General features: G+C 45.3%; 13 protein-coding genes and 2 pseudogenes. 13 read left to right on the top strand and 2 right to left on the bottom strand.

Annotation, left to right across the window (positions count from 1 at the left end; all coding sequences use genetic code 11):
• Nucleotides 1-202: 202 nt before the first annotated feature.
• From MHB54_RS15075 to MHB54_RS15125, 11 genes and pseudogenes are all read left to right on the top strand, one after another.
• Nucleotides 203-841, top strand: a complete 639-nt coding sequence (locus MHB54_RS15075) for a ThuA domain-containing protein (RefSeq protein ID WP_023990782.1) — start codon at nt 203-205, stop codon at nt 839-841.
• 102 nt (nt 842-943) lie between these two features.
• Nucleotides 944-1303 carry a phasin family protein gene (locus tag MHB54_RS15080; protein ID WP_013312404.1) on the top strand — a complete coding sequence of 120 codons (360 nt, stop codon included), beginning with the start codon at nt 944-946 and terminating at the stop codon, nt 1301-1303.
• 1 nt (nt 1304) lies between these two features.
• Entirely contained in the window at nt 1305-2975 is a 1671-nt protein-coding gene (locus MHB54_RS15085; protein WP_023990781.1) for an ABC1 kinase family protein, read from the top strand.
• Nucleotides 2976-2998: 23 nt separating this feature from the next.
• A complete protein-coding gene (locus MHB54_RS15090; protein ID WP_340981697.1) occupies nt 2999-3556 on the top strand; it encodes a hypothetical protein in 558 nt (185 codons plus the stop codon).
• 66 nt (nt 3557-3622) lie between these two features.
• The gene (locus tag MHB54_RS15095) at nt 3623-3862 is read left to right on the top strand and encodes a hypothetical protein (RefSeq protein WP_016822811.1); all 240 of its coding nucleotides are present in this window, start codon (nt 3623-3625) and stop codon (nt 3860-3862) included.
• Between the two features lie 18 nt (nt 3863-3880).
• A pseudogene (locus tag MHB54_RS15100) lies at nt 3881-4267 on the top strand (PIN domain-containing protein); the annotation flags it as partial.
• Between the two features lie 288 nt (nt 4268-4555).
• Complete coding sequence (locus tag MHB54_RS15105) at nt 4556-6004, top strand: SulP family inorganic anion transporter (protein ID WP_068938975.1); 1449 nt, start codon at nt 4556-4558, stop codon at nt 6002-6004.
• Nucleotides 6005-6223: 219 nt separating this feature from the next.
• Nucleotides 6224-6889 carry an amino acid ABC transporter permease gene (locus tag MHB54_RS15110; RefSeq protein WP_023990776.1) on the top strand — a complete coding sequence of 222 codons (666 nt, stop codon included), beginning with the start codon at nt 6224-6226 and terminating at the stop codon, nt 6887-6889.
• Nucleotides 6870-7547 carry an amino acid ABC transporter permease gene (locus MHB54_RS15115; protein WP_023990775.1) on the top strand — a complete coding sequence of 226 codons (678 nt, stop codon included), beginning with the start codon at nt 6870-6872 and terminating at the stop codon, nt 7545-7547. Before MHB54_RS15110 ends, MHB54_RS15115 begins: the two co-directional genes overlap by 20 nt.
• Before the next feature lie 18 nt (nt 7548-7565).
• The gene (locus MHB54_RS15120; RefSeq protein ID WP_025721631.1) at nt 7566-8321 is read left to right on the top strand and encodes an amino acid ABC transporter ATP-binding protein; all 756 of its coding nucleotides are present in this window, start codon (nt 7566-7568) and stop codon (nt 8319-8321) included.
• An 18-nt stretch (nt 8322-8339) separates the two neighbouring features.
• A complete protein-coding gene (locus MHB54_RS15125) occupies nt 8340-9215 on the top strand; it encodes a cysteine ABC transporter substrate-binding protein (protein WP_025721633.1) in 876 nt (291 codons plus the stop codon).
• Nucleotides 9216-9698: 483 nt separating this feature from the next.
• Here MHB54_RS15125 and MHB54_RS15130 read toward each other — a convergent pair whose 3' ends face one another.
• Nucleotides 9699-9941 carry a helix-turn-helix domain-containing protein gene (locus tag MHB54_RS15130; protein ID WP_023990771.1) on the bottom strand — a complete coding sequence of 81 codons (243 nt, stop codon included), beginning with the start codon at nt 9939-9941 and terminating at the stop codon, nt 9699-9701.
• Nucleotides 9942-10108: 167 nt separating this feature from the next.
• Here MHB54_RS15130 and MHB54_RS15135 point away from each other — a divergent pair.
• Nucleotides 10109-10469 (top strand): annotated as a pseudogene (locus MHB54_RS15135) (hypothetical protein).
• A gap of 245 nt (nt 10470-10714) precedes the next feature.
• On the top strand, nt 10715-10822 hold the full coding sequence (locus MHB54_RS15140) for a putative metal homeostasis protein (protein WP_175405225.1): 108 nt from the start codon (nt 10715-10717) through the stop codon (nt 10820-10822).
• Between the two features lie 383 nt (nt 10823-11205).
• On the opposite strand, the gene MHB54_RS15145 is transcribed toward MHB54_RS15140, so the two are convergent.
• Nucleotides 11206-12438, bottom strand: a complete 1233-nt coding sequence (locus MHB54_RS15145; protein WP_075154869.1) for a PHB depolymerase family esterase — start codon at nt 12436-12438, stop codon at nt 11206-11208.
• Nucleotides 12439-12462 lie beyond the last annotated feature (24 nt).

A 12462-nucleotide genomic window follows, 5' to 3' on the forward strand; every position in this document is an offset into this window, starting at 1 on the left:
ATAATCTTCTGCTAAAGGATTTAATAGGCCGTCTGTAGAATTATTTATATATGCCGTAGCTCGGACAATGATGGCGGTGTTATGGGAAATGGATGAGGGCCAAACGGAATTTTCTGAGCGTTTTGACCCCACAAACAAGAATAAATGACACGGGTCCCGCCTTTAAAGTCCTTATATACAAGTCAGGCAAGGAGGATTTATCATGGAAAAAAGAAAAGCATTGTTGTTAGGAGATTATTCGTATCCGGAGTTTCACCCGCTGCAAGGGGTGGACGAAGAGATTAGCCATATTTTACAGGATTGGATGACCGTACAATGCAGTGAGAATCGTAAAATGCTGCTCAAGGAAAATCTAACCCCATTCGATCTATGTATCTCGTACTGTGATAGCCGCAAGGAGGTCCTGTCTCCTCAACAAACAGCAGGATTGCTGTCCTATGTTAGCGGCGGGGGTGGATTGCTTGTGCTGCATAACGGAATCACATTGCAAGGACGGTATGAAATTGCACAATTAATGGGGGCGCGTTTTTTGCGGCATCCGGCTGCCGGACCGCTTTCCTTCAAAGTAACGGCGCCGGATCATCCGATTATGGAAGGAATCGAGCCGTTTGAGATCCAAGAGGAACCGTATCGTTTTGACTTTGATCCATTCACTGAAAAAACACTACTGATGGAATATGAACACGAGGGCGAGTGGTGGCCGGCGGCATGGTCACTGTCCTATGGCTTGGGTCGGGTCGTCTATTTGATGCCTGGACATAATCAGCCAAGCTTCCAGCACGAGGGATACCGCAAGCTGCTGCTTCAGGCTGCCAAGTGGGCTGGACGCTTTCCAGGTTAAACATAGATCATTCCATTCATTGAGGAAGGGGAGCTGCGAGCTTTATGCGGCTCCCCTTTTCAGGTTATACTATAGGTAATCACAGGTAGGGGAGGATATATTATGAGCGATTTGTTCAAAAAAGCCATCTCATTGGGGTGGGGCCTCACCGTTGTCAGCAAAGAAAAGGTGGAGAAAGCCGTCGAGGATCTCGTAAACCGGGGAGAACTTGCGCCCTCGGAATCCAAAGCGCTGGTCGATCGTCTGATCGAACGAGGGGCAGAGGAACAGGGACAATTCAAAACAGTGATCCGCGAACAGGTTAGCCGCATTTTGCAGGAGCTGGAAGTACCTACCGAAAATGATGTTACAAGTTTGGAGCAACGTGTGGCATTGTTGGAAAAACAGGTAGCGGAGCTGGAAAAAGAAAAGGCGGCGCTTACGGGTTCGAGCGACGCTGAAGAAGCGAACCGGCTGGATTAAAATGGCGGTTCGTATGAAGCACGCCGGTCGTTACCGGGAAATTGCCATGGCGCTGGCGCGTCATGGCTTTGGCTATATGGTGGAAGAAATGGGACTGTTCCAGCTGCTGTCATTGCCTCGCAAGTGGCTGACGAGAGAAACTCCCGAGTCCAAAACGCTAGGTGAACGGATTCGACTTGTGCTGGAGGATCTGGGGCCTGCATTCATCAAGCTTGGACAGTTGGCAAGCACACGTGCTGACCTGCTGCCGGAGCCTATTATCCGTGAGCTGGTTAAGCTTCAGGATCAGGTACCGCCGTTTTCATCTGAAACAGCGCGTGGCATTCTGGAGCAGGAGCTGGACACGTCATTAGAGGACATACTGGTTCGTTTTGACGATGTTCCGCTGGCCGCTGCTTCGATCGGGCAAGTGCATCTGGGCAAGCTGCACAGCGGCGAAATGGTCGCCATTAAAATCCAGCGTCCTGGCGTTAATCGCATTATTCGGCGAGATTTGGACATTTTGCGGGAACTGACCGCTATGGCAGCCAAGCGCTGGGAATGGGTAGAGCGGTATCAGCTTCGCCAGATGGTAGAGGAGCTGGGGAGATCGCTCATTCAGGAGCTGGATTACAACCATGAAGCCCGTAACACAGAGAAGATTGCGCTCCAATTTGAGCAGGACCCACATATCTATATTCCGAAAATATACTGGGATCATACCTCTTCCCGTATACTGACCATGGAGTTTCTAGACGGAACTCACTTAGGTAGTCGTGAAGAGCTATTACGCCGTGGATATAACTTGAAAGAACTGGCGCAGCGGCTGGTGAACAGCATGCTGCATCAAATTTTTATGGAGGGTTTTTTTCATGCCGATCCCCATCCGGGGAATTTACTCGTTCTGAAAAATGGCAGTCTCGCTTATTTGGACTTTGGCATGACGGGAAGGCTGAGCGAAGAGATGAAGAATCATCTCGCTTCCCTCATTATTGCCCTGATGCGCAAAAATACCGATGCCATGGTTCGGTCTATCGAACGTTTGGGTCTGGTCGAACCGGACACCGACCTGAATGCGCTGCGTGCCGATCTGGACAAGATACGCGAAGATTACTCAGACGTTCCTTTCTCACAGGTCAGTATTGGTGATGCTTTGAACGACCTATTTGGCGCAGCGCAGCGCCATCGGATTGGTTTGCCGTCGGACGTCCTGTTGCTAGGCAAGGCGTTGCTGACACTGGAGGGGGTCGTGGAGCATCTGGACCCTGATCTCAGTATTATCGCTTTGGCTGAGCCCTTTGGTAACAAGCTGTTGAAGGAACGCTTCAGTGGTCGTCGTATCCGAGGCAAGCTGCTGGGTGGTGCAACCGAGCTGGTGGAGACGCTGATGGAACTGCCAGGACAGGCGAGACATTTGGCCTCGATTATCAGCAAGGGCAAGCTTAAGCTGGAGGTTACTGTGCCGGAGCTGGAAATGCTTCTGCGCAGGCTGGATCAGATCAGCAACCGCCTGTCATTCAGTATCGTGTTGTTAGCGTTCAGCATTATTATGGTCGGACTGATTATCGGTTCATCGCTGAATCATCAGGCGACCATGCTGTGGAATGTACCTGCCATTGAAATCGGCTTTGTTGTAGCTCTCTTAATGGTTGCCTTTTTACTGTATTCCATTTTTAAATCGGGAAGGTTTTAGATACCGACCAGGAAGGAGGGGTTATGGATACACATAAGATGAATAATCTCCTAATTGCAGATGTGCCATGGCACCGCCTGACTACTCCTTATGGTAGGGGCACGGAGTTGCCACAATTGATATCCAACGGGGAGTACGCAGCAATTGCTGATCTGATAGAGCATCAAGGCACACTGTGGCAGGTTACGCCATGGGTGTTACTTTTCTTATTGCGTAATATGCATACGAGAAATTCGGATGATATCACGCTGAGTGAGTTGGAACTGTACCATGCGGTTGTTGGAGCATTGGACATGGAAAATGCACAGGAGGATTCACAGAAGTCTGTGGAATCTCTAACCATGCTGCTGGACGAAAAATACCTATGGCCGGCAGACAGCGATCCAGAAGAAGATGAACTGGAGTGGGAAGAGGAAGAAGCACGCGGTTATGATCCGGTAGCTTTTTGGAGTTATTATGACTATAGCTATCGATTATTGAAGAAAGCACTGCCTGACTTTGAAAGCCTACTTCAGCACCATGCGGACTCGGAGTTTGCTGAAGCTCTATCGGAGCTTGTACAGGAATTGCGAAAATTTTAAAATAATAAAAAAACGAATCAATCGAGCTATGACCGGAAACTAATCTTTTGCTAAGGAGTGATTTTAGTGGCAAAAAAATTAACTGATATACATCGAATACGTCTCCTAAGTCTCCTTCGTGATATTGGGTTTGAACCATCAAAAGTTACTATAGAAAATAAACAGGGGGAAACTGAGGTTATTGATTTAGAGTCCCCGTTACCGAAAGGGTTGCAAGCTGTTTTAAATTCCCGAGGCAGCCTAAGTAAGGAGCAATTACTTGAGATCGAAGAGAGTGTTAAACAATCCAGAGAGGATTGGGATTAGAGGGGGTATTTATTTGATACGAATGCAGCTATTGCCCTTCATAGGCTTGACTCATCTTTGGATAGAGTGATACGACAAGCTGAGGAAGATAAAGAAAATATTTTCTTTTCTGTTATAACTCAGTCCGAGTTTATAGCCGGGTTGCCCACTGATACTGACTTAGATTCGATACCTTTTCTTGGCGGGGAATTTATTGCAGTTAATTCAGAGATCGCAGTTAAAGCGGGGCGTATCAGAAGAGAACAAAAAGATAAGTTTGCAAGAAAGCTCAAGACCCCAGATGCATTGATTCTTGCGACAGCTATTATAAACCAATTGGTACTGGTTACGGCGGATCAAGATTTACAGTTCGCGGAGTCTGAGTATGAAGTTAAGGTGATAAACTTTAGCAGGTTAGAATCTTAGAAATTGCGAAAATTTTAATTATAAGAAAACGAATAAGATGAAGATACTGGGCGATATTTCAAGGAAATAGATGATTTCTTTCTGTAAACAGCCTTTTAACTCATTCGTCTCTGCGAATTCCTTACGTTATAATGATGGACTGAATGTAACGGACCGGGTTCGTTTGAGAGAGACGAGCTGAATGATAGGAGAGCCTTGGCGATTGGCAGCTGGACGGATGCCCGAAACACACGGGTTGCGAGTCAACACGCTACTCTCTGTAAATATAGGAGGCTGGAACGAGACAGTATGAATCTTAGACAACAATGGTTCGGTAATATCCGGGCCGATATACTTGCGGGCATGACTGTGGCGCTAGCACTAATTCCCGAGGCGATTGCCTTCTCGATCATTGCAGGGGTCAATCCCATGGTCGGACTGTACGCCTCCATCTCGATGGCAATTGTCATCTCTTTTGCAGGTGGACGTCCGGCGATGATCTCGGCAGCGACCGGGGCCGTAGCTGTACTGGTCGTTGGCCTGGTGAAGGATCATGGCGTGGAATATCTGTTTGCAGCTACCATTTTGGCAGGAATCATTCAAGTGCTGCTGGGTGTATTGAAAATAGGTCGCTTTATCAGCTTTATTTCGCAGCCAGTCATGACCGGATTTGTGAATGCGCTGGCCATCCTCGTCTTTATGGCGCAACTCACCCACTTTCATGGAGCTAATTGGATCATGTACGCGATGGTAGCAGGGACGCTACTTATTGTGTATATTTTACCGAGATTTGTGAAAAGCATTCCTGCCCCATTGACGGCAATCATCATCATGACGATCATTACGTATGTATTTGGATTGAATGTGAAAACAGTAGGAGATATCGGTACACTAACCAGCTCGCTGCCTTCATTCCATTTGCCGCAAATTGAGTGGTCGTGGCACACTTTGCGGATTTTGCTGCCGTATTCCTTTACGATGGCACTGGTTGGACTGCTGGAATCGCTGCTGACAGCCAGTATTTTGGATGAAATGACCGAAACGAAAAGCAATAAAAACCGGGAAGCCCGCGGACAAGGGATTGCCAACTTTGTAAATGGCTTTTTTGGTGGTATGGGTGGCTGTGCCATGATCGGACAATCCGTCATTAATGTCAGCTCAGGCGGAAGAGGGCGTTTGTCCACTTTTACGGCTGGGGTATTCTTGGCCTTTCTGCTGCTCGTGCTTGGCGGGGTTGTAAAGGAAGTGCCAATGGGCGCATTGGTGGGAGTCATGTTCATGGTGTGTATTGGAACTGTGGATTGGAAATCGCTCCGAAACATTGCCAAGGTTCCGAAAGCAGATACGTTAATTATGGTAGTTACGGTGATCATCGTGGTGGCTACGCATGATTTGTCCAAGGGCGTGATCGTGGGCGTACTGCTGAGTGCCCTGCATTTTGGCTGGAAAATGGCTAAAATTCGCATTAGCGCGACGGAGAACAACGATGAGAAGGTGTACCATGTCAGGGGTCCGATGTTTTTTGCATCAACAACTCGTTTTGTCGATCATTTCGAACCTTCGGATGATCCAGAACGTGTCGTGGTGGACTTTAGCCATTCTCATATTTGGGATCACTCGGCGGTTACTGCCATCGGCAAGGTGCTGCAAAAGTATACGAAATCCGGCAAATCTATTACCCTGCAAGGGTTAAATGAGGAAAGCCGTTTAATTATAGAGAAGCTTGGCGGTCCTGTAGTTACAGAGCCACTCGTGTGATGAATCGTATAGCATAAATCAAAGCTTGAAATGAAATTTATTCATTTCAAGCTTTTTTTATTTATTTCTGAAATAAAACAACACTTTTCTTCCTAAATCATAGATAAATATGACAAATTTTCATCAAAGTATTGACGTAATAATTGGGCAGGAATACAATCATTGTTATTAAGCAAAGCAAATACATAGGAATAATCGAAAATCGAAAGGTATGCACATATGAACTTAGACTGGGAGTTTATTGTAGAGAGCTTGCCGTTATATGGAGAAGCTATGTGGCTGACGTTGAAGATCGCCTTTTTTGCTATTCTATTTTCATTAGTCGTCGGTTTGCTGTGCAGCACAGTGCTGTATTACAAGGTAAGGGGAATTAGCGGCATCATTGTTGCCTATATTGAGCTTTCCCGAAATACGCCGCTGCTTGTACAGTTATATTTTCTGTATTATGGGTTTACGAAAATAGGTCTGCATATGAGCGAAATGACGTGTGCCATTGTGGGCATGACCTTTTTGGGCGGGGGGTATATGGCTGAGGCGTTCCGTGGGGGAATGGAAGCAGTGAGTAAAACCCAGACGGAATCCGGGCTGAGTCTCGGGCTGTCCAAGATACAACTGGCGAGATATGTTATTTTGCCACAGGCTTTTGCCATCAGTGTTCCGTCTCTGGGAGCGAATGCGATTTTTTTGCTCAAGGAGACTTCCATTGTTGGCGCCATTGCTTTATTAGATCTGATGAATGTGGCAAAAGACCTGATCGGCATGTACTACAAAACAACAGAATCACTAATTCTGCTGGTATTGGCATATCTCGTCCTGCTTTTACCTTTGTCGATACTGCTGACGTGGGTGGAAAGGAAGGTGCGATATGCTGAATTCGGGGATTAATGTGCTCTTTGAAGGTTCCAATTTCGAGCGTCTATTAGGGGGATTACTCGTTACGCTGGAGATTGCGCTACTTTCCATTATTATCGGTACTCTATTAGGCATTTTGATGGGGTTGCTGCGCACCTTAAAATCAAGACCGATTCGGTTTGTGCTGAAATTATATTTGGAGACATTCCGCATTATTCCAATTCTGGTGTGGTTGTATGTCGTATATTTTGGATTTACTCCTTTGTTGAATGTGAATATCAGCGGGGAATTGACAGCAATTATCGTATTCAGCCTGTGGGGAGCGGCCGAGATTGGTGACATCGTTCGTGGTGCATTGGAATCACTGCCCAAGCATCAGGTGGAATCCGGGCAGGCACTGGGACTGACATATAGACAGTTATACCGCCATGTGCTCATTCCCCAGGCGGTGCGCCGAATGCTTCCCGGTTCTATTAATCTGGCGACACGGATGATCAAAACCACTTCATTAGTGGTGCTGATCGGTGTAGTGGAAGTGGTCAAGGTCGGACAGCAGATTATTGAGCTCGGTGTAATCAAAGCGCCCTCGGCATCCTTCTGGGTGTACGGCTTTATTTTCATATTGTATTTTCTCGTATGCTATCCGTTATCCAGACTTTCCAAAAGATTTGAACGCAGATGGCAAAATTAGCAGGATGGGGTGGGTGTCATGGGAGAGGCTGTGGAGGTTTTACTCGAAATTCGAGGGCTGCACAAAAGCTTCGAAGACCGAAAAGTACTGCAACAGATTAATCTGGATGTAACGAAGGGGGAAGTCGTGGTCGTTCTCGGTCCTTCGGGATGTGGAAAAAGCACACTCCTCCGATGTCTCAATGGTCTGGAACCAGTCCAGAGCGGAGCTATCCGTTATAGAGGGCAGGACCTGACGGATAAGAAAGTGAATTGGCGCGAGGTGCGGCAGCATATCGGAATGGTGTTCCAGAACTACGAATTGTTTCCGCATATGACGGTCTTAGAAAATATATTGCTCGGCCCGCTTAAAGTTCAGCGGAGAAACAAGCAGGAGGCACTTGAGCAAGCGGAGCAGCTATTGGAGCGAGTGGGTCTGCTGGATCGCAAAGATGCGTATCCGAGACAATTATCAGGCGGGCAAAAGCAACGGATTGCGATTGTGCGCGCCCTGTGTATGAACCCGGAAATTATGCTCTTTGATGAAGTCACCGCATCCTTGGACCCGGAAATGGTCAGAGAGGTGCTGGATGTCATGCGAGAGCTGGCACAACAGGGCATGACCATGATTATCGTGACGCATGAAATGGGATTTGCCAAGTCGGTAGGAGATCGTATCGTTTTTATGGATCAAGGACAAATATGTGAAATGACTACGCCACAGCAATTTTTTACCCAACCGGAAACAGAGCGTGCCCAGCACTTTCTGGATATATTTCAGTACGAAACGATATAAACAGGGGGATGAATACAGATGAGAAAAGGAATGAAGTTCACGACGTTATTACTGGCTTTAAGCTTGCTGCTTGTTGGTTTGGCGGGATGTGCAGGAGGCGGAAATACCAACGGTAGTTCAGGCTCGGCTAAATTTGCTTCGATTGAGGACATTAAAAAGAATGGCAAGATTCGAATTGGTGTATTTGCAGATAAGCCGCCTTTTGGCTACGTGGATTCGGAAGGGAAGAATCAAGGCTTTGACGTTTACATTGCGAAGCGGTTTGCCAAAGATCTCTTGGGTGACGAGTCCAAGGTGGAATTTGTCCTGGTGGATGCTGCCAGCCGGGTCGCCTATTTGGAATCCAACAAGGTAGATATCATCATGGCTAACTTTACGGTGACGGATGAGCGTAAAGAAAAAGTCGATTTTGCCAATCCATATATGAAATTATCCTTTGGCATTGTGTCACCTGACAGCGCTCCAATCACCACGATTGACCAATTAAAGAATTCGGACCAGAAGCTGATTGTCGCAAAGGGAACGACGGCTGAAACCTATTTCACGAAAAATTATCCTGACATCAAGCTGCTTAAATTCGATCAATACACAGAAATCTTCTCAGCCCTCAAAGACAAACGCGGTGCCGCCATTGCCAACGATAATACAGAGCTGATCGCCTGGGCCAAGGCCAACCCCGGCTTTACCGTAACCATCCCGGCCTTTGGTGGTCAAGATACAATTGCACCCGCAGTAGCAAAGGGAAATAAGGAGTTGTTAGACTGGATCAACAATGAGCTGGCTACATTAGGCAAGGAAAACTTTGTGCATCAAGCCTACAAGGACACATTGACCTCTGTTTATGGAGAAGGCTTTACAGATCAATTGGTTGTAGAGGGCGGCAAAGTGGATTAATCATAGTATAAGTTGTTGTTTTACCATAAAGAAGCGTTGGGACAACAAGCCCAACGCTTCTTTAATATGGGGAAAAGAGGGCCTTAGCAACCTCTTATTTTGTCATGGAAATGCCCACTGGGCTAATAGTAATCCTCATTCTCATGTTACAGTCTCACTGTCTCTCAATTCCATCTTCAGGAATGTATTCTATAATATCAGCGAGAGTAATAGCCCTTGTAAATCTTCGTTGGCGGGCAAATCTATTCAAAGCATCAAGTATATGGACTAGTGTTTCCAGTTCAAGTCTTTTGGTTTTGCCATTTACCATATCTATTACGGTAGCCGGACGTATTTTTGCTTCTGAAAAATACTCCTTTATCAGTATAGATTCTAGTTACACGTACTCTGAAATAATGATAACAATTATGCTAAATAACAAGGGAAAAAATATCCCTGCCAGGGGCAGAGATATAAGGTGCAGCGGACTATTCTGTGAATGAATTAGTGTTTCTCTAGTTCATTTTCAGGTATATATTCGAGAACATCATGTAGAGTTAATGGACGACCAGAGAGCCGAATCAGTGTTTCCATCACGGTATTAAATGTTTTAAATTCGATTCGCTTGGATGTATTGTTACACATCTCATAGATGGTATTAGGCCTGATTTTTGCCTCACGAGCGAGAGCGTTTTTAGTAATCCCGATTTCTCGAAGTAATTCTTCAAGTTTAAAAACAATTCCCATACATACACCTCATTATAGAAATTTAAATAGAAATAACATTAACTATTGAAGTTTATCTTTAAAGGATATAAAATAACTACAAAGGTTAATCTTTAAAAGTTATAAAATTTACAAATCTAATCTTTAGTAAAGACCGTTTTAATAGATGTGAAGGGAGCTAAATCTAAATGAACAAAAGTAATTTTGAAAAAGTAAGTGTCATTCTTGGTCCCTGTGATCTTCCGCATATGTATGAGCTTTTTGAAGGCTATCTGATCAAGGACCGTTACGTCATGATGATCGACAATAGCGTGCTTACTCTTCGACATGTAAAAAAGGAAAGAAATCATTCGCATCTATATGTTGATGGTGACACGGGAGGAATTCACTCTTGCAAGGCATGTACAACGTGAAGACATAGATGTGATTACTGAGTTGGTCGAACGATTGCGCAACATGGATGCATTAAGTTTTCTTACAGATGAATTGTTATGGAACACATGTCGGGAAGATATAGACTTTGATTTAGTTCGGAATAAAGGACTATGAAAATGGCGAACGTAAATCTGATTCGAATTTTTGTTCTCGTTTTACTTATATAATGTAACACAGAAGCGTAAAAGGGTGAAATGAACACCGTCCTAATAAAGATACATACTCTACCCAAAAGCTCTTGCATGCTAGTAGATTTCATTATATAATCTTAAATGATAATGAGAATCATAATCATTACTAACAGTCTTTAGGTGCATGCTCCCAATATGAGCCTAAGTGAATAGGATGGTGATGTGCACATGGCTAAAGCAGATGTGGCAACTGCCAGAAGACAGCTTCGGAGTCCGAACAAGGTAACTCGCAGACGAGCTTTGAAAACGATCAAAGCTGCGAAACGCGCGAAGTAGCAGGTTCCAAGTTAACTGCAAATGGCAATACCAGTGTCAAATTTTTCAGTCTCCTCGTTTTGATATTGCACCTGCTTTCCTGATGGTGGTACACAGGAAGGCAGGTGCCTTTTTTTGAATGATATAAAAAAGCGCCAGACGGGTATCGAACCGTTCTGGCGCATTATTTGGAGATATAAAAAAACCAAACTTAAAATGAACATAAAAATGGAGTAGACGGAATAGTGCTGTACAAGCGAAGCGATCGCTTTTGTCCCCGGATTACTACTCTATAAAAGGCTTTGTTCAAGAAATCCGGGGGCGGTGGCGATGGGAAGCACTATCCGACTGCGTAGTGGCACAATATGAAACTTTTAAGTTCGGTTTTAATACAAAAACTACATTTATTTCTTTTGTGCAAACAGCCATTCAATCATATCCTGATTTTGCAGAGCCGGAACCCAGGAGAAGTGTCCTGTAGGTTTGATAATCCCTGCTTCGTATTCAGTGAAGTGAATGAGGTTTCCGTTTTGTGCTTTAATGGCAGCGACCATTTCTTGCGAGTTTTTAGGACTTACTGTGGTGTCGTCTGCAGCATGGAAGGCCCAAATAGGAACGTTTTTCAATACCTCGACGTGTGTAGGTTCAACAGGCGCGTACATGTTAACGGCTTTTTCATAGTTGGTCAAACCGGCAATCGGCACACCTGCGGCGAACAAGTCAAGATTTTTCTCCAACAATCTCCACGTCCCCATGGCTCCTTGAGAAATACCAACAATATAGATTCGGTTGGTATCGATCGGGTATTTTAACGCCGTTTCACGTACCAAATCGGCTACAGCGCTGTTGCGTGGCTCATCCGCCCAAATGAATTTATGCTCCAGGTCAATCGGGCTTTGTGGAGCGATTACGAAGGATGGGTGTTTGGCTTGCTGCTCAGGAGAAGCCCAAGTAACAGCTCCGGCATTTGCCAGCAGGTTTACTCCGTTTCCGTCGCCACGTTCGCCGTTTCCGTGCAGAAACACAACCAGAGGGTAGGTTTTGCCGGGCTCTACTTTAGGCTCAAACGTAAAGTAGTTCAGCTTGAAGCCTTCTTTATTTTCAAAGGTGTTTTTTTGGAAATCGTCCACGATCGGTGTAATTTTATCCGTTGCTTTTACAGTCTGTGCAGAGGCTGGAATGACTGTTTTCTTTGAAGTTGCAATATCTTTCTTTTGACTAATCGTATAATTCAACGTGTTGATGCGGTTAACTGCGCTTGTTGCATCATAAGTAAGGGTACTTGCATTTTTATCTTGCGTATCCAGCTCAATCACGACATATTTACCATGAGTACTGCGGTTGGTGATAGCTCCGGTATCATTGGTATATACACCGGTCACGGTTCTGTCTGTATATACATCATTGAGTACAGATTGAACCTGAAAGCTGGAAGTGGATAAGGATGCCCCGTCAATATTAGTGCTGTATTTCAGTACAACAGCAGAAACAACTTCACCCAAGGGCTGTACCTGCGTAAGCAGGGTAGCCTGTGGCGCTGGGACATCGGCTGCTGCGGCAGAGCTGGAGGATGGGAAAAAGATCGTAAGCAGGAACACGAAAGATAATAAAACAAGGGCAAAACGTCTTCTTTGCATGAGATTAATCTCCTTTGGTGTCAT

Source organism: Paenibacillus sp. FSL M7-0802, from assembly GCF_038004945.1.
Taxonomy (GTDB): Bacteria; Bacillota; Bacilli; order Paenibacillales; family Paenibacillaceae; genus Paenibacillus; species Paenibacillus polymyxa_B.